The 18264-nt window shown below is 42.5% G+C and carries 20 protein-coding genes; 4 read left to right on the top strand and 16 right to left on the bottom strand.

Translation table 11 applies throughout. The features are described from left to right. Positions 1-106: 106 nt before the first annotated feature. From ACQKIC_RS05145 to ACQKIC_RS05130, 4 genes are all read right to left on the bottom strand, one after another. The gene (locus tag ACQKIC_RS05145; RefSeq protein ID WP_427591577.1) at positions 107-691 is read right to left on the bottom strand and encodes a helix-turn-helix domain-containing protein; all 585 of its coding nucleotides are present in this window, start codon (positions 689-691) and stop codon (positions 107-109) included. 176 nt (positions 692-867) lie between these two features. Next, entirely contained in the window at positions 868-1626 is a 759-nt protein-coding gene (locus tag ACQKIC_RS05140) for an SDR family NAD(P)-dependent oxidoreductase (RefSeq protein ID WP_427591578.1), read from the bottom strand. Between the two features lie 305 nt (positions 1627-1931). Next, positions 1932-2450, bottom strand: a complete 519-nt coding sequence (locus tag ACQKIC_RS05135; protein WP_427591580.1) for a GNAT family N-acetyltransferase — start codon at positions 2448-2450, stop codon at positions 1932-1934. Positions 2451-2474: 24 nt separating this feature from the next. Beyond that, complete coding sequence (locus ACQKIC_RS05130) at positions 2475-2927, bottom strand: MarR family winged helix-turn-helix transcriptional regulator (RefSeq protein WP_427591582.1); 453 nt, start codon at positions 2925-2927, stop codon at positions 2475-2477. Positions 2928-3047: 120 nt separating this feature from the next. Here ACQKIC_RS05130 and ACQKIC_RS05125 point away from each other — a divergent pair, with 120 nt between their 5' ends. Then, entirely contained in the window at positions 3048-3488 is a 441-nt protein-coding gene (locus ACQKIC_RS05125) for a GNAT family N-acetyltransferase (RefSeq protein WP_427591584.1), read from the top strand. A gap of 152 nt (positions 3489-3640) precedes the next feature. Here ACQKIC_RS05125 and ACQKIC_RS05120 read toward each other — a convergent pair whose 3' ends face one another. The 8 genes from ACQKIC_RS05120 to ACQKIC_RS05085 all read right to left on the bottom strand — a co-directional run bounded on the left by ACQKIC_RS05120 (position 3641) and on the right by ACQKIC_RS05085 (position 10752). Next, positions 3641-3781: a hypothetical protein gene (locus ACQKIC_RS05120; protein ID WP_427591586.1), complete on the bottom strand. Its 141-nt coding sequence runs from the start codon at positions 3779-3781 to the stop codon at positions 3641-3643. A gap of 49 nt (positions 3782-3830) precedes the next feature. Then, positions 3831-4499 (bottom strand): hypothetical protein, encoded by a 669-nt coding sequence (locus ACQKIC_RS05115; protein ID WP_427591587.1) that lies wholly within the window; start codon positions 4497-4499, stop codon positions 3831-3833. A 49-nt stretch (positions 4500-4548) separates the two neighbouring features. Continuing rightward, a complete protein-coding gene (locus ACQKIC_RS05110; RefSeq protein WP_427591588.1) occupies positions 4549-5385 on the bottom strand; it encodes a DUF1835 domain-containing protein in 837 nt (278 codons plus the stop codon). A 367-nt stretch (positions 5386-5752) separates the two neighbouring features. Then, entirely contained in the window at positions 5753-6730 is a 978-nt protein-coding gene (locus ACQKIC_RS05105; protein WP_427591589.1) for a tRNA dihydrouridine synthase, read from the bottom strand. Positions 6731-6910: 180 nt separating this feature from the next. Continuing rightward, the gene (gene rlmD, locus ACQKIC_RS05100) at positions 6911-8293 is read right to left on the bottom strand and encodes a 23S rRNA (uracil(1939)-C(5))-methyltransferase RlmD (protein WP_402871745.1); all 1383 of its coding nucleotides are present in this window, start codon (positions 8291-8293) and stop codon (positions 6911-6913) included. Then, the gene (locus ACQKIC_RS05095) at positions 8290-9174 is read right to left on the bottom strand and encodes a DNA-3-methyladenine glycosylase family protein (protein ID WP_427591590.1); all 885 of its coding nucleotides are present in this window, start codon (positions 9172-9174) and stop codon (positions 8290-8292) included. The genes rlmD and ACQKIC_RS05095 overlap by 4 nt, the downstream gene beginning before the upstream one ends. Positions 9175-9297: 123 nt before the next feature. Next, complete coding sequence (pdaA, locus tag ACQKIC_RS05090; protein ID WP_402871753.1) at positions 9298-10083, bottom strand: delta-lactam-biosynthetic de-N-acetylase; 786 nt, start codon at positions 10081-10083, stop codon at positions 9298-9300. A gap of 483 nt (positions 10084-10566) precedes the next feature. Continuing rightward, complete coding sequence (locus ACQKIC_RS05085) at positions 10567-10752, bottom strand: hypothetical protein (protein WP_402871756.1); 186 nt, start codon at positions 10750-10752, stop codon at positions 10567-10569. 114 nt (positions 10753-10866) lie between these two features. On the opposite strand from ACQKIC_RS05085, the gene ACQKIC_RS05080 reads away from it, so the two are divergent. Then, positions 10867-11112 carry a hypothetical protein gene (locus tag ACQKIC_RS05080; protein ID WP_403124589.1) on the top strand — a complete coding sequence of 82 codons (246 nt, stop codon included), beginning with the start codon at positions 10867-10869 and terminating at the stop codon, positions 11110-11112. A 40-nt stretch (positions 11113-11152) separates the two neighbouring features. On the opposite strand, the gene ACQKIC_RS05075 is transcribed toward ACQKIC_RS05080, so the two are convergent. Then, a complete protein-coding gene (locus ACQKIC_RS05075) occupies positions 11153-12721 on the bottom strand; it encodes a fumarate hydratase (protein ID WP_427591591.1) in 1569 nt (522 codons plus the stop codon). 210 nt (positions 12722-12931) lie between these two features. Further along, complete coding sequence (locus tag ACQKIC_RS05070) at positions 12932-13120, bottom strand: SE1561 family protein (protein ID WP_402871764.1); 189 nt, start codon at positions 13118-13120, stop codon at positions 12932-12934. 155 nt (positions 13121-13275) lie between these two features. Here ACQKIC_RS05070 and yfkAB point away from each other — a divergent pair, with 155 nt between their 5' ends. Further along, entirely contained in the window at positions 13276-14397 is a 1122-nt protein-coding gene (gene yfkAB, locus ACQKIC_RS05065) for a radical SAM/CxCxxxxC motif protein YfkAB (RefSeq protein WP_402872303.1), read from the top strand. A 30-nt stretch (positions 14398-14427) separates the two neighbouring features. Here yfkAB and ACQKIC_RS05060 read toward each other — a convergent pair whose 3' ends face one another. Together ACQKIC_RS05060 and cax are read right to left on the bottom strand one after the other, a co-directional pair. Further along, on the bottom strand, positions 14428-15225 hold the full coding sequence (locus ACQKIC_RS05060; RefSeq protein WP_427591592.1) for a YfkD family protein: 798 nt from the start codon (positions 15223-15225) through the stop codon (positions 14428-14430). A 490-nt stretch (positions 15226-15715) separates the two neighbouring features. Then, positions 15716-16780 carry a calcium/proton exchanger gene (gene cax, locus ACQKIC_RS05055; RefSeq protein ID WP_402871770.1) on the bottom strand — a complete coding sequence of 355 codons (1065 nt, stop codon included), beginning with the start codon at positions 16778-16780 and terminating at the stop codon, positions 15716-15718. Positions 16781-16970: 190 nt separating this feature from the next. On the opposite strand from cax, the gene ACQKIC_RS05050 reads away from it, so the two are divergent. Continuing rightward, positions 16971-18137: an MFS transporter gene (locus tag ACQKIC_RS05050; protein WP_402989121.1), complete on the top strand. Its 1167-nt coding sequence runs from the start codon at positions 16971-16973 to the stop codon at positions 18135-18137. The last annotated feature ends 127 nt before the right edge of the window (positions 18138-18264 follow it).

Raw genomic sequence — 18264 nt, 5'->3', positions numbered from 1 at the left:
CTCAAATTTCCAATTCACTTATCCACAGTAAAAAGGCAGGACCCCTATCAAAGGGCTGACTGCCTGTTGGTAGAACTATTTTATAGATTGATGGCTTTTTTTCTCCTTAAATCAACTGATAAAACAAACCATGCTGCGTGCAGTACCAGAGCAACATGCCGTGTTTCCGCTTCGGAATGCGGGTTTGCAGTCCCCATTCCGGATACTGTTTGATAAGTTGCACCTGATCTCCTGTAGCAAAGGCAATAAATGAAATATAATGCTCTTTGGTCATAGGATGGTTGCTTGAAATGAACCAATCCTCTTCAACCTGTGTAACTTCCAGCTTTTCTTCTTCCGTCGCTTTCTTCGGCACAAGTGCCTCCAACTTTCTTCCACAACAAGAAACAGCTGCGTTACCGGTGCTTAAGGTAATATTCCCACAAGATGGACACACAAAATAGTTTGACCGTTTCATATTTCCTCCTACAAAATCATTGGAAGCGAGTTCGCCCTCCAGAATATGTTCAATGTTTACACCTAGGAGGGAGGACAATTCCGGTAACAGGGAGATATCCGGACACCCTTGGCCACGCTCCCATTTTGAAATGGTCCGGTCAGAAAGGTTCATCCTGTCGGCCAATTCCTTTTGCGTGAACCCTTTTTCCCTCCGCAATCGTAAAATCAGATGGCCCACTTTTCTAGTATCCATTGATTCACCCCCTACTCATTACATCATAAGAGGTATGGCCCGATCCGGCAACAAACGCTCCGTAGAGTTTTCCAGTTTAAATAATCAATTAGCAGCAGCCTTTATTTGAGGGGGTGACTTAAGTGAGCATACAAAAAGCCTGTTCCAATCGAAACAGGCTTTTTGCTGATCTATGATTATTTTGTATTAGTAAATCCACCATCTATGCGAATAACTTCTCCATTGATATATTCTGCTTTAGACGTTAATAGGAAGGTTACAAGTTCCGCAACCTCTTCCGGAGTTCCCAACCTTTTTTGAGGGATTCCCTTCGTTGCGTTCTCTTTCATGGCTGGATTAGCTTCGTAGAAAGCCTTGACCATCGGTGTCTCAGTAGGTCCTGGTGCAATTGCATTCACACGCAGACCTTCTTTTGCGTATTCAGCCACCATGGACTTCGTTAACCCTGCAATAGCATGTTTCGTAGCGGAATATGTCACTACTGAATCTTGTCCAATCACACCCGCGCTTGAAGCTGTATTAACAATCGATCCACTGCCATTTTTCAGCATGACCTCAGCTACATAACGAACGCCATATAAAGCACCCATTAAATTGATTTGGACAATCTTTTCAATTTCTTCCACGTCCGTATCCAAGAAATACTTACCGCTACCAGAAATCCCTGCATTGTTAAAGAAATAATCGATTTGGCCATATTTCTCTACTGTTTTATCCACATAGTTCTTCACTTCTTCTGCTTTGGAAACATCAGTTTTGATGAAAAAAGAATCGACTCCTAATTTTTTCACCATTTCAACCGTTTCGTTCCCACCCTTTTCATTAACGTCCACTACAACGATAGTGACTCCTTCTTCAGCCATTCGAACCGCTGTAGCTTGTCCTAATCCGCTTCCTGCTCCTGTGATAATCGCTACTTTATTCTTAGTTGTCATGAAAAAACCTCCGTTGTAATGAATAAGAACCGGGTAACCGGCACTATTCTCGTATATTTTCTCTTAGGATAAAATACCCTAACTCTCTTATACTTTACCCCGTGGGTGGGATTTAAAACTGTAAATATCCGGAGGTTGAAATTGCTGAATTCTTGTCAAAAAACACACTTTCAAAACAGAAAAACCTGACAGCATACTATCAGGTTTAAGTGGAGGTGACTATATTGTTATCAATGATACTCTGAGTTTGTCATAATTTAAGTGGACACACAATCCCCTTAACTAACTATATATAAATCATCAATTCACATAAGTATTTTAGTCATAACAAGATCGGTTTGTTTTTCATCTCCCATGTGAAAGGAATGCGTTCCACTCTGAGTAAAGCCCATTTTTCCATAAAATTTGATGGCCCCCTCATTTTTTTCCCAAACGCCTAACCAGACTTTCTTCTTTCTCTGGTCTTTCGCCAATTCTATTCCTTTATTTATTAGATGATGACCTAATCCCCGCCCTTGAAATTCCTTTCTTATATAAATCCTCTCAATTTCAAGTGACTCATCACCCTCCTTTTCTGTCTGGGCTTCATCGACATTCACCTTTAAATACCCTGCGGCTTCTGCATTACAATAGATAAAAAAGAATTCCGAAGAGGGATTGGATAATTCCGTTCCTAATTGGGTTAAATTAAAGGCCCCTTTCAAATAAACTTTCATATTTTCGGGGGAATTCAGATCCTTAAAGGTCTCATTAAATGTTTCACGCCCAACCTCTTGGAGTTGTGGCAAATCTTCAAGGTCACACTTTCGTATATGTATCGTCATTTCAATATTCCGCTCCTCTACTTATCAATAATTTCTCTTGTTTCCCTTTTTCACATATTCCCAGTCTATTTCTATATTTTTTCTCACTTTTTGCAGAAGACGAAAAAGGGTTTCTTCTTCTTCTTCGGATAATCCAGCTAATGCGACTGCATTGGAATAATCATGTTCTCTTTTTATGAAAGGATACACACTTTCACCTTTTACAGTTGGGAAAAGCTTTTTGATTTTTTGGTTATGTGTATCCTCTCTCTTTTCAATGAAACCTTGTATCTCCAATTTCTTTATTGCACGAGCTGCCGTGGTTCGGTCTACTTTTATCATTTCTGCTAGCCGTTCTTGAATGATTCCTGGATTCTCGCATATGCGCACAAGGTACAAATACTGCCCTTTTGTAAGGTCATATTCTTTAAACTCTATATTGCTAATAGAATCCAATGCCCTTGCTACCATTCCAATCTCACGAAGAACTTCCTTCATATGTTCAACACCCCAATAACTCGTAATTGCTAATACAAATATTAATGGATTTTTGTTGCATTTGCAACAAAAAATATTGTACGATATAACTTGAAACAGTTGAGAAAGGGACGAAGAAAAGTGAAAGTAAAAAAGATAATCGAAGAGAATGAGCTAAAACAGGCATTCCATATTAGAAGCAAGGTATTTGTAGAAGAACAGGGCGTTCCATTAGAAGATGAATTTGACGAATTCGATACACTTGATGGTCAATGCGAACACATTTTGGCTTATCACAATGAACAACCAGTTGGGACAGGAAGAATAAGAACCGTTGATGGATTTGGTAAGCTAGAAAGAATTTGCATCCTAAAACCTTACCGTAAATTGGGTTATGGAAAAATAATCATAAAAGCATTAGAAGAAATAGCAGAAAAAAATGAAGGATCCAAAGTTAAATTGCATGGACAAAAACAGGCAGAAGGCTTTTATGAGAACCTCGGGTATCTGACTTCATCCGATCTATTTATGGAAGACGGAATCCCACATGTATTAATGGTGAAGGAGTTATCCAGTAAATAGAGACGACCCATACACTAAAGAAAACCCGACAAGAAAAAAAACTTGTCAGATTCATAGATGTCATATAAGTTACACTTTTATTAAGGTAATTATTGTTCACTTTCACAAGAAAAAGAATAATTAAGAGTAAGGGCAGTCATACTAACATTCGGTTACCCCCCTTTTTCATAACACTGATCACTCGCTTCATTTATTTCTTGATTATTAAAATAAGACTTAGTGGCAACTAAAAAGATACTCATCAAAACAACTAAAGCTGCTGCACTTAGATATAACTTTATTTTAAATTTCATTTCTTTCCACTCCCCTCATTTATTAACATGCTACATGAAAGTCTCCCCTCTATTGTTTCCCCTTTCTCTTGCCTTTCACAATCAAGATGACGGCTACGATAATGAAAACAACCACAATTCCCGCCGTAGTGGCGATTGTTTTAACCTTCGGAACAATCACTTCAAACTCGACAGGCGTTTCAGTAGCTGTCGAGATGTCCCAGGATAGAGTTTTGCCATTCTCCTCATCGGCATTATTTGATCCAAAGAGCTTATACGGAAGGGCTACTTCCAGTTTAAGATCCGATTGGTCCAACTTTTGAAGAATGATGGATTGTATGAAGGTGTTGCTGGTTACCTCCCCTATGTACCGGTTAAGCTGGCTTTGTAAATCAACGGATGCCTTCACATCATAGGCTGTATAAAACAAAGAGTCCTTCTCATCCACGGAAATCTTACTCTCACCTGATCCGTCCTGGATTGAGCTCAGCGCTTCAAGAGAAGGGTAATGTTTAAACACCTTGATGGCATTCTCGCCTTGTTCCAGCTTGTAATCCGTCCCCTTCAGTGCCTTTTCAATATAGGGACCGGACAGCTCATACATATCACCGTCCATGGCAGCTTCAAGCGAGATATCCGCACTTTTATCTTTATTTATTTCAACCCGCGCTGTGGAATCCACACATCCTGCAAGGATCAATCCCATTAAAGGAATCGCGAGCCATTTCATTCGCTTCATTCTTTTCCCCCCTGAATTCAATAAAAGAGATCCGTTCCTATTCTCTTTCTCAGCTATCCTGTTTTAATCTAATCTTATAAAATCTCATACCTTCAAGATGACCTTCCGTTTCAAATGCCCCTTGTTCAATCAGCTTTTTCAGTCGACATTCAAGAAACGCATCCCCTACATACTGATCTAAATGCCCCAACACCTCACCAATGAGCCTTGCGGATATCATAAAATCCTTAGTCTTTTGTTGACTATGTAGCATTTTAGCTTTCTTCATAATGAATGCATCATAATAATCTTCAGGAACGCTCTGAATCCTTCCATTTTTCCATATTCGTAACGTTTCTTGGTTATCTGAAAGGGATTGCCACTCTTTTTCTAAATCTTCTCGATCATGGTCAGTACATAACTTTCTTTTACCCTGTTCATATATGTATTGAAGCTTTTCAGAGGGAATTTCACCTGTATGAAGTGGTGTATATTTCACCTTTTTCACCTGAAACAGTTCTTCGTACGCTTCTGTCGTGTTAATAAGGCTAATATCCAGATTTTTTCCCTTTAAAAGATAAACAATCAACCTCAATCCTGTCTGTTCATGTGCATTAGAAGAAGTCCAAATGGCTAGATGACTTCCTTCAGGAATAGACTGTATTTGTTTGATCGTCTTTTCAAATTTCTGTTCATAATCGGGACATTCATCAAATTCGTCATGTGTGTACGCCTTCATCCACTCAAATCTAGCTTGAATCCCCTTTTCCTCATGCAGCTGCCACACAGGCCCGATTGAAAACATGTCCCAAAAAGAAATAACCTTCTCCCTTTTATCCAGACCCAATTCCCTTAAAAAGAACTTTACGCTCCCTGAAGCAGATGCACCGAAAACAATATGTATCATTTGAAAGCCCCCATCTGTTTCTTATAAAAGCCGTCTAAAACATTTAGTCTACTGAAAATAGACTATGGATTACGCTCATTCTATCATAATAATTCGCTCCTTATACAAGGCTAGACTGAAGAAAACACTATAGCTAATCGAAGATAGGGGTCTTGATAATGATTGTGAAAAAGTGTTAATACCAGAAAAAGTATTGAAAAATTCACACAAGATGTTTGGACAGGAGTCTAAATTGAACAAAGCAGCGACTCTTATCGAATCGCTGCCTTGTTTATATATCCAATTTACATTTCTCAGCTTATAATCTTCTCTGAAATCCTTCAAAAAAGGTTATGACAACTTTATGCTACTTCGAATAGGAAAGTTCCTACTGTTCCTCTACCACTTCAGGATGTTCAAAAGCATCAAGCAATGCGCGTACTTCATCAGTTGATTTTGCGTTCATCAATTGGTTTCTCAGTTCACTTGCCCCTCTGAATCCACGGACATAGATCTTGAAAAAGCGAGGTAGGGGCTTGAACGAACGTGGTACGATTTCTGAATACTTATCGTGAAGGTCCATATGCAATCTTAAGAGATCAAGCAATTCCCTACTTGTATGCTCTTTCGGCTCTTTTTCGAAGGCAAATGGATTGTGGAAAATGCCACGTCCAATCATGACTCCATCGACGCCATATTTTTCAGCAAGTTCCAAGCCCATTTCGCGGTCAGGGATATCCCCATTGATCGTCAGGAGGGTATTTGGTGCCACTTCATCACGAAGTTTCTTGATCTCCGGAATCAGTTCCCAATGAGCGTCGACTTTGCTCATTTCTTTCCTTGTACGTAGATGGATGGAAAGGTTCGCAATGTCTTGTTTCAAGATGTGTGTTAACCAGTCGCGCCATTCGTCCACTTCCGTGTAACCAAGCCTTGTCTTCACACTAACAGGCAATCCGCCTGCTTTAGCTGCTTGGATTAGTTCAGCTGCAACGTCGGGACGACAAATAAGGCCGCTTCCCTTCCCATTCCCTGCCACATTAGGTACAGGACAGCCCATATTGATATCGATCCCCTTAAACCCTTGCTCTGCCAGACCAATGCTCATTTCCCTGAAGTTTTCAGGTCTATCTCCCCATATATGGGCAACCATTGGTTGTTCATCTTCCGTAAAGGTCAATCGCCCACGCACACTTTGTCTCCCCTCAGGATGACAATAACTTTCCGAATTTGTAAACTCTGTAAAAAATACATCGGGTCTGCCTGCTTCAGCCACTACATGGCGAAACACAACATCCGTCACTTCTTCCATTGGTGCCAGTACAAAAAATGGTCGTGGTAAATCACGCCAAAAATTATCTTTCATCTTTAGATCCAAGTCCTCTCATTAAGGGTTACCAGGCTATGTGAACCAGTTTCCCACTATTTTAAAATCTTCTTTGCCTTCTAAAAGTCCAGCCATGGGCCGCCATGAAAAAGGCCCGGAATTCGGTCATGTTAGTGAACCGAAAACCGAGACTGAATGGGACATCTTTATTTATCTGGATTACTTTTTCAACGTCAATTTCGTGACCACTTCAACATGACTTGTCTGCGGGAACATATCCACAGGTTGCATGGTTTCTACGTTATATAGAGCACTCAATTCATGCAGGTCTTTTGCCAATGTGGATGGGTTACATGATACATACACAATGGTTTTTGGTTTGACCTTCAGGATTGTTTGCAATAAGGATTGGTCCAGGCCGGTTCTTGGTGGATCGACGACGAGTACGTCTGGTTTCCAGCCTTCTCTGATCCAGCGTGGCAGGATGTTTTCGGCTTTTCCTGTTTCATAGTGCATGTTGGTGCGTTTATGTTTGATGGCATTTTTCTTGGCGTCTTCGATCGATTCCTTGATGACGTCCATGCCGCGTACTTCTTTTGCATCTTCCGATAACCAAAGTCCGATTGTCCCTACGCCGCAATAAGCATCGACGACTTTTTCTGTACCTGTTAGGGCTGCCGCTTTTTTCACTTCTTCATACATGCGAACCGTTTGAACCGGGTTCAATTGGAAGAACGTGCGCGCCGATAGTTCATACGATAGGTCACCCAATGTTTCGTTGATGACTTTTTCACCAGCAAGGTGGATCGTTTTTTCGCCGAAGATCAGCGATGTGTTTTGGTTATTGACGTTTTGAACGACCGATTTCACTTCTGGCAATTGGTCACGGATTTGTTTAAGCAATTGATCTTTTTGTGGAATCTCTTCCGCTCCCGTTACTAAGACCACTTGCACTTCGCCCGTTTCAAATCCAACGCGTGTGATGATCGTACGGATGACGCCTTTTCTTTTTCTCTCATTATAGATCGAGATGTTCAGGTTCTTCAGGATCTTTTTCACCGTACGGGTGATTTTATTCGTTGCCTTATGCTGTACAAGGCAGTTCGGTATATCAATCAATGTATGGGAATTCAAGCCGTAAAGCCCGGCAATCAGCTTGCCATCTTTCTGGCCGACTTGATATTGGCTTTTGTTGCGGTAGTTCCAAGGATCTTCCATGCCGATCGTTTCTTGGATATCCAATGAATCAATCGGGAAATCCGTATGGCGTTCCATCGCTTGAATGACCATATCGCGTTTCTCCACCAATTGTTGGTCATAGCTTAAATGTTGCAGCTGGCAGCCACCACATTGTTCGTAGACCGGACATGGTGCGGCAATGCGGTGCGGTGATTCTTTCCGGATCGTTTTGATTTTTGCTTCGGAAAAATTCGGCTGAACTTTTGTGATCATCGCAACGATTTCTTCACCAGGAAGGGCACCTGGGACGAAGACGACTTTCTTCTTGAAATAGCCGACTCCCTCTCCGTTGATGCCAAGGCGTTTAATCGTTAAGGGTAAGGTTTGGTTTACTTCTAGGGTTGTATCTTGAAAGTTTGTCATTTCTTTTCACTCCGTTTTTCGATGCTTCTCCACAAATAGAGGGAAGCGTAGCTTAGATATGGGGCCCACTTCACACTGTAGGTTTCCATTTCTTCTTGGGTCGGCTTTTGCGGTAAGCCATATAATTGTTTCAGGGCATTTTGGATGCCAATATCGGCTTTTGGGAAAAGGTTCGGTCGCCCTAAGCCAAATAGCAGGAAGTTTTCCGCCGTCCATCTGCCGATTCCGCGTATTTTTATAAGTGTATCCATAATCTCTTGATCGGATAGCTTGTCCAGCTGATCTACATCAAGGTGACCCTGGACGATTTGCTGCGATAAACCGATGACGTATTCCGCTTTTCGGCCGCTGAATTGAATCGCCCTCAGCTGTTCGACCTGAAGCTGCGCAGTCGTTTCCGGTGTCGGGTAAAACCAGGCTCCATCGATCTGGTAGCCAAATGTTTTAACGAATCGTTCCGTTAATGTATGAGCAAAAGCCAGGTTCAATTGCTGGTGAATGATGCATTTGACGAGGCAACTATAGTAATCGAAGTCAAGGACAATGGCCGTGCCACGGTGCTCTTCGAAAATGTCCCGTAAATCTGACTCCAGGAAGTGCTGGGAAACGGCAGCCAATGGCTCATGCCAGTGGAAAACCTTTTTCAAGCGTTGCAGCGCCTTTGGTTTGTTTTCCTCTGATTGGCCTTTGATGACGAAGACCGGGTCTTCGGTGTCACCGATTGCCTGTACGTGTATAACGGTTGGTACTTTTTCTATATATAATGGAACTTTTACCGTCCTGTTCATAAAATCAACTACTTGAAGTGGGTCTAACGATAATCGTTCGAGTACAAGATCAAAATTATAGGGTCCTTGGACATCTACTTTTTCCGTCCACACAAGCGATCCATCCTTTTAGCAGTTTTCCAGGTATTATAGCATGTTTTCGAAAATATTACTTGTTATTGAGGATAATGGCAAAAAGCGGAACCTGATTTTCCTAGTCAGGTTCCGCCTTTCATGTTAATACAACATCCTGTTCGGCAGTTGTTTTTCTATCATTAAATCATCCAGGCTTTTGAATGTGTACCCTTGTTTCTCAAGATCCGTCAGAATCGAATCGAGTGCTTCAGCATTATCTTTTGAAACCGTATGCAACAGTAAAATCGCTCCCGGATGGATCTGTTTCATGACTTCATCATGGGCGAAAGCCGCTCCACGCTGTTCGTCGACGACCCAGTCCTTGTAAGCAAGTGACCAAAAAATATGGTAGTAGCCTTCTTGTTGGGCAATTTTCATCGTCCGTTCGTTAAAAACCCCACGCGGCGGCCGTAAATAATTCATCCCTTTTTGCCCCGTCAATTTTTCCGTCGCATCCTTGACCCGAAGTAATTCGGTGCGAATGACTCCGTCTGTCACGCTCGTCATGTCTGGGTGGTTCCATGAATGGTTTCCGACAATATGGCCTTCATTCGCCATCCGGACGACAAGTTCAGGCGCCGTCTTTAAATAATGGCCGGTGACGAAAAAAGCACCCGGTGCCTTATGTTTTTTTAGCACATCTAAAATCTGCGCCGTATAGCCATTTTCATAACCATTATCGAATGTTAGGTAAATATCCTTTTTCGAGGTATCTCCTTTATAAATCGCTTCATATTTAGGCAGCATCTCATTGAAATTTTTACCCGCATCCGCCGGAGTTCCGTTTTTCCCTTTATTGAAGCCCCAATTATAGGACTCTGCAAAAGCCGGGCCCGCCAAAGACCAGAGTATACAGAGAATAGCCGACATCATCGCCATCTTTTTCATTGAATCGTCCCCCATTTTCCTTTTTCTTAGTGTTTGAAACGGAAGGATTTATATGCACGATTTTGTGTGTGGTTGAATTATTCTAGTTTGTGGTTGAATAATTCTTGCTCGTGGTCGAATTATGGCTCGCCGTGGTTGAATTATCTACCCGCGTGGTCGAATTCTCGCACCGATGGTCAGCTTCAAATGAGGTAAACGTCGATTTATCTCGGTTGACGGTCGAATTATCTCCCTGAAAGTCGAATTCCGCATGCCCACCGTCGAATTAATCGTCTAACAGTCGAATTCCTGCACCGGTGGTCAGCTTCAAATGAGGTAAACGTCAATTTATCTCGGTTGACGGTCGAATTATCTCCCTGAAAGTCGAATTCCGCTTGCCCACCGTCGAATTAATCGTCGGAACAGTCGAATTCCCACTCCGTATGTATAAAATCCTCGCAAAAAAGGGCCTGTCCCAAGTTGGGATAGGCCCCCGAAGTCTGTTTATCCTTTAAATAATGCCTGTGCTGCCTGCCAAATGATGGCGATGGCAAAAACAAGGACGATGACGATTCCGATAACGACTAGAAATGTTCCTAGACCGGAGAAAATCGTGCCTGCCACAGGAAGAAGAATGAACGCAAAACCTGTCAACAAGGCGATGAAGTATAGGAAGTAATTGTTCTGCATAAAATCCCCTCCTTTCCCTTCTAATATATGTTCCGTAAATTCCGTTAGTTTGTACTCCTTTCAGGTAATAATCGCCCTTTTTTTCATATACATAAGAAAAGGGGGGCGTATGTCATGCTGGAATGGTTGATTACGATGGGGTTTGTCGGTTGTCTCGCGCTTGGTGCAGGAGTGTTCGTCTATTTTGTGAGAAGCGGGTTTGATTCGAGTGACATTTCACGAATCGATCCCTTTCCAGAACCTGAAACGGAATCTGAGTCTTTTCAAGAATCTGCTTCCATAACGGAACCGGAGCTTGAATCTGCCACTGAACTAGAACCAGAGTTAACGTCTGATGCCAATCCCAGAAAGGAAGAGTAATTAAAAAGACGCTCAGCCAAATTGGCGAGCGTCTTTTTAATTACTTGAATACAGGTTCTATGAATTGAGACAGTTTGTCCAATGATGATTGTTGAACATCTTTGTGTAGGCTGTTTCCGTGTGAATCCATCGTCACGACGGCAGTGAAGCCTTCGACGTTAAGATGCCACATGGCTTCAGGAATGCCGAATTCAGTGAAGTTCACGCCTTCGACCGATTTAATGCAGTCTGCGTAGTATTGAGCCGCTCCGCCGATTGCGTTAAGGTAAACGCCGCCATGTTCACTCAAGGCTTCCAACGTTTTTGGTCCCATGCCGCCTTTCCCGATGACCGCGCGGATACCGAAACGTTTCATGATATCGCCTTGGTACGGTTCTTCACGGATACTTGTTGTCGGACCAGCTGCTTTCACGTGCCATTTGCCTTCTTCATCCTTCAGCATAACCGGTCCGCAATGGTAGATGATCTGGCCATCAAGATCAATTGGTGAAGGGTTTTCAGACAAGTGCTTATGGATGGCGTCACGGCCTGTGTACATTCTGCCGTTAATGTGGACGACGTCACCGACTTGAAGCTCACGGATCTGCTCTTCCGTGATTGGTGCTTGAAGTGTGATTTCACGTGGTGCTTCCACGTCTGTTTCGATAGAGACGGCCACTTCTTCACGTGCTGCTTTTTCAGCTTCACGAGCAAAGTCGATTTTCTCGCCTTCTTGATACAACCATTCGTTGATTGCACCTGTTTCCGGGTTTACTTTCACACCTAAGCGGCGGAAAGCCCAACAGTTGTATGCAACAGATACGAAGAAGCTTGCAGGAATGCGATGCATGACGCCGATTTTACAGCCAAGTAATGTCGTTTCGCCGCCGAAGCCCATTGTTCCGATTCCAAGTTCATTCGCTTTTTCCATAATATACTCTTCTAGCTTGCGAAGATCTTCATTCGGGTTCACATCTTCATTGCTACGGAAAAGTTGCGCTTTAGCCAAGTCATATCCGGATGAACGGTCTCCCCCGATACCGACACCGATGAACCCGGCACTGCAGCCTTGACCTTGTGCTTGATAGACAGAATGAAGGATGCATTTACGGATTCCGTCCAAATCACGGCCCGCTTTCCCTAATCCTTCAAGCTCCATTGGTAGGCTATATTGGATATTTTTATTTTCGCAGCCGCCACCTTTCAAGATCAGGCGCACATCAATGTAATCTTCTTCCCATTGATCGAATTTCATGACAGGTAGACCTTCCCCAAGGTTGTCCCCGCTGTTTTTGCCTGTCAAAGAGTCGACAGCATTTGGACGAAGCTTGCCGGCCTTTGTCGCTAAAATAAGGGCATTGCGGATTGCTTCTTTTATTTCAAGTTGGTTCACACCAACAGGAGTTTTTATTTTAAAAGTCGGTAGACCTGTATCCTGGCAAATCGGAGATACATTGTCGTCAGCCATTGTAATATTGTTCGTGATGGTCGCTAGGCTCAATGCTGAACGCGTACCTGCATTTTCACGTTGTTTCGCGCTCTTGACCGCACGACGAACATCCTTTGGAAGATTCGTTGAAGTTTCAACGATAAGACTGTACATGCTTTCTTGGAATTTCTGAATATCCAAATTTCTCTTCCCCCTCTTAATCCCCTAGATATATCACGACAAAAGTAGTCATGACTTGACACCCGTTTTATTATACATCTTCCATAATCTTTCGAAAACAAGTAATTCATTTTCCTTCATAAAAATTGGCATATAAAAAGGGACGACGATTTATCCCGTCATCCCTTTTGAGCATATTCATATTTAAAAAATCATAGTATCCTACAGGTATTATTCTTCTGAACGAGTTTTGAATTGTTGCACTTTATCTTCAAGATCATCTAGCATGCCGATTAGACGGTCGATGTCTTCCAGGTCTGTACTCTCGGGTTCGATATGGTCCAGAACCTCCACGAACATCGTTAGGCGTTCCTTAAGATAGGATAATTGGTCGTTTTTATCTGTAATGGATTTTCCCATGAGGCACTCTCCTTCTGTTCTTCCTTCCATCGTAACGAAAAATGCTCCAAAGTGCAATGGTAAGCTATTGTCCGGGGTTCGCCATTTGACAATTTTTGTTCCCATTGTTCATAATGGGTTAGTGCATTATTACGTAAGGAGTTTTAAACATGTCTATACTGAAGCAAGATCTCTTAACACCAATTACACCCAAGTATGATCCTTGGGAAGCATATATGGACGTCGATCAATATGGAAAGCTCACTCTTACCAATGTGGAATTCACAACCACAACCCTTTGCAACATGCGTTGTGAACATTGTGCAGTCGGTTACACACTGCAACCGAAAGATCCCGATGCTCTTCCTTTGGAATTATTGATTCAGCGCCTTGACGAAATCCCATCGCTCCGCTCGCTTAGCATAACAGGCGGCGAACCGATGCTTTCAAGAAAACAAGTGAAGAATTATGTCTTGCCTCTATTGAAATATGCGCGTAGCCGTGGCGTTCGCACCCAAATGAATTCCAACTTGACGCTTGACTTGGAAAGATATGAAGAAATCATCCCGTATTTGGATGTCCTTCACATTTCACATAACTGGGGAACGATTGATGAATTCATTGATGTCGGCTTTGCCATGATGGATCGTAAACCTACCCGTGAACAGCGGAAGAAATTATTCGATAAAATGATTGAAAATTCCCGTGCCCTTACAAAGGCCGGTGTGTTGGTTTCGGCTGAAACGATGCTGAATAAAAGCACACTGCCCCATCTTGCGCATATCCATAAACAGATTGTCGAGGAAATGGGCTGTCAGCGCCACGAAATCCATCCGATGTACCCTAGTGATTTTGCTTCGGCCCTTGAAACATTATCATTGGAAAAAATGCGCGAAGCCATTCATCATCTGCTTGATATCCGGGACGAAAATGTCTGGATGCTGTTCGGAACGCTACCATTCTATCCTTGTAATGCCCATCCAGAAGACCTTGAACTTTTAAAGCGCCTTTATAGCTCAAAAAAAGTGACAGTTCGCAATGACCCGGATGGACGATCCCGCCTGAACGTCAACATCTTTACCGGGGAGGTCATCGTGACCGACTTCGGCGATGCTCCAACATTGGGGAACATCCAAGATCAGCCACTGACTGAATCGTATGAAACATGGATGAATTCAAAACTGGCCAATGAATTGAATTGCCACTGTCCGGCGGTCAAATGCCTTGGACCTAACGTCCTTGTCAAAAATGCCTACTATCCAAAAGAGGACTTCAAAACGAGAAAGTCCCTTATATAAAAAGAAACTCGCCAAACCGGCGAGTTTTTTTTATCTTGGCTGTTGTGTAACCGTAAAGCTGAAGGATACGTGGTCCTGAACGGGTATCCATGCACCGATGCCTTGCGAGGTGATGTTTTTAATCACAATCGTGCGCTTATTCCCCCTCAAGTTCAGATACACTTCCCCATAGGTGACCTTCCCTTTTTCATTGACGGCAGATGCATAGCTGGATAAATAACCAATCCGGTTGGAAGCAATATTGTATACTTCATCCTTTTTTGTCCCGGCTCCGATGATGGTTTTAAAAGCGAGTGGCAAATTCGTCTTTTCCGTTGCTTTTAGCAGCATCATTTTCTGGACATCTTCAGCCTTTGGAATTTTCGCGGTCAAGCCCCCGGTCACTTCCTTTTGACTTTCTTGGACATAGCGGATCCGGTATGGAACCTCGCCGCCGCGATTATCATAGTAGTTCATGTTGATCTTTTGATACTCCCAATTAGGGGATGTCTCCAACGATTCATAATTCAATGCCCAATGGCCAAGGTAAATCGTCGCTCTATATCCAAAGGCAAGTGGCGCTTTCGCTATCGCTGATTCATTCAGCATATGAATGAGTTCTGGATTTTCAATTTTTATATCCGATGAATCAATCAATTGTTGGGCAAATTTGCTTGCCTGAAGCATTGGCAGATCTTGAGTCGGGTTCGGATACGTATTTTCCTTGGCGACATTTAAAACGGAAGGCGGGATATTCACCTTGTTCCGAGTTTGTTTGTCTTCCGCTCCTGCATTCGTCTGAATGAAAGCCACTACTGTAATCAATGTGATAAGAATAAGTCGTCTCATGCTGTCGTCTCCTTTAAAGGGTTCCATCTTTTGTTTATAGATTTTGTTTCTATTCAACATTCTATACATGGTGGGTGGAAGTCTATTTTGTAACATATTTGTAAAGTTCTGAATATTTACTTTTCTTTAAAGATGGAGTATACTTAACCTACCTTATAAAAAGGAGGCGAAAACGTTCATACCTAATACCATTCAGGAGGTATGCTTATCGATTCAATCTACGATGCCCTTTAAAAGGATGACAGAAAACGTATTCGCCACTACTTAAATTCACTATGCGAAAGGACGGTGTAACACTCTAGAATATTTCACAACTTTAACAGAAGTATCTTTTTACTTTAACAGAAGCATGATGAAAGATTTTGGATGAATCTATGGATTGTACTATACCTTTATAAAAATGACTCTGCTACGTCTCAATCACAGCAGAGTCATTTTTGTATGCCTTTTTATGAATAAAAGGCCTCCCGATACGGAAGACCTTCCACGTTTATAATAGATAAAACCCAATTCCCATTATGAAATAAGCGGCCAATAGGGTAAGCCCTTCAAACCAGTTCGTCTCTCCATCATTCGAAATCATGATCATCAAGAGAACAGCGGTCACCATTGAAATCAACTCTGGCAAGGTGAAGACAAGTGGCATATTCGTTGAGAACATTAACGAGATCAACACAAGAACCGGTGCGACGAACATCGCTACCTGCAAGGTCGAACCGACGGCGATCTCGACGGCAACATCCATTTTGTTTTTGTAGGCCATGATGACGGCGGATGCATGCTCAGCCGCATTTCCTACGATGGCCACGATAATGACCCCGATGAATAATTCAGTCCATCCGAAGGTTTCCCCGACTTCACTGAAGGTATGAACCAGTTTTTCCGATACGAAAGCAACTGCAACGGTGGCCAAGGCAAGAACCATGATTGCCTTTTTCTTGCTCCATTCCGGAACTTCTTCCTCATGGGGTTCTTCCCCTTCTCTTTTTTCCGCTGGTTGGTATACACCGCGGTGTGTCACCAATTTAAAGAATAGGGCAGCTAAGTATAATAAAATTAAAATAACGGAAATCCCGACACTTAACGACATCGTGCTTGTTTCGTTCATATTCTGAGAGAACACTTCAGGAATAACAAAAGCGACAACGACGGCAAAAATCAATAATCCTGCGTTATGCCTCGCATCAAATACATTGAATTTCTGACGCTTGTATTTCGTCCCACCGATAAAGAAAGATAGTCCAGCGACCAGCAATAAATTTCCTAAAACCGATCCTGTCAAAGATGCTAATACGACGCCAATCAACCCAGCCTTTAATGAGAAGATCGAAATGATCAACTCGACGGCGTTACCAAAGGTTGCGTTCAGTAAACCGCCAATCCTCGGTCCCATCACAATCGCCAGGCTTTCTGTCGCCCGGCCCATGAATCCTGCAAGCGCGATGATCGTTAAGCAATAGACGATGAACATCACGACGCTAGGCCAATGGAGAAAAGACCCAATGAACGATAGAGGCACCCCTAATACGACGAGCCCCAAAAATATTTTATCCAAGAAACTTCCCCTCACTTCTCATGTCCATTTTATTATGTAACAAAAGTAATCATACATTTCTTTATTTAAATGAAAAAGATAAATTTTTTCTAAATCCTCTTCATGTCCATATTTACCCGATTTTCTATTGCTTAATCCTCTTCTTTCCATGTAACATCAACTAGTATACATAAAATAGGAGACGAAAAATATGAATCAAAAACTGCTTATTCCTGTATTAATCTTCATGGTCGGCATATCCGGTTTCTCACAAGGTATGCTTCTTCCGATCATCGCCGTCATTTTCGAACATGATGGACTCAGCTCCTCTTTAAATGGACTGCATGCCGCTTCCCTGTATATTGGAATCCTTTTAATTTCACCTTTTATGGAAGCGCCTCTCCGTAGATTCGGTTATAAACCATTGATTTTGTTTGGTGGATTGACGGTCATTCTCTCGCTTGCCTTATTTCCGCTTTGGAAATCGTTCTGGTTTTGGTTTATATTGCGATTTTTCATTGGAATCGGCGATCATACGTTACACTTTGCGACCCAAACATGGATAACGGCCATTTCGCCCCTGGCGAAAAGGGGCAGGAATATCGCGATATACGGTTTATTTTTCAGCCTTGGCTTCATGATTGGACCGCTTATGACGAAGTTGCTTGATGTGAATCAAGCCTTGCCCTTCATCATCACTTCCATTCTTAGCCTGCTTACGTGGATGTCCGTTTTCCTGATTAAGAACGAAATTCCCGAACACGATGATACCGAAAGTACCTCTTTCCTCGATACGCTCAAGCGATTTTGGAAAGTGAGCCGGATCGCCTGGGTTGCCTTCTTACTGCCATTCACCTTTGGCGTGCTTGAAGCATCTCTTAATAGCAACTTTCCAGTCTTTGCATTGCGTTCCGGCATTAGTCTGACCGCCGTAGCGATTATCATTCCTGCTTTCTCGGCCGGTACATTGCTCACACAGATTCCCTTGGGTATGTTGAGTGATCGCTTCGGTCGGAGGAACATCTTGCTGGTCATTATTTTTTCCGGGTCCCTTATCTTTACTGCGGCTGGGCTTCTTACTCCTTTGGTCAGCGGCCTCTTCTTCTGTTTTTTGTTGGGAGGAATGATGGTAGGATCGACGTTCTCTCTTGGCATCAGCTATATGGCTGATATCCTGCCTCGCCATCTTATGCCGGCCGGAAATTTATTATGCAGCATTTTCTATAGCGTGGGCAGCATCGCCGGTCCCTACTTCGGTGGATTGGCCATCGAACACTTACCAGGCGGAAGCTTTTTCTATCTAATCAGCATCATGCTAGTGCTCATCTTCTTTGCGCTGATGTTTTTCAAAGAAAAACAGTCTGCCACCGGGATCTAATTGTTTTGTAGTATCTTGATTCCCTCTTATATTATTCAGGTTCATTCTCTTTACATATCCTAAAATTAGCTTTACTGTTTATTTATATTTTTTCCTAGATTAGAATCATTCTTCTTTATTTTTTCCT

Origin of the sequence: Peribacillus sp. NPDC046944, assembly GCF_050272735.1 — a bacterium.
Taxonomy (GTDB): domain Bacteria; phylum Bacillota; class Bacilli; order Bacillales; family DSM-1321; genus Peribacillus.
Note: the sequence above shows the minus strand (reverse complement) of the source record. Positions and strands in the feature narration are given on the sequence as shown.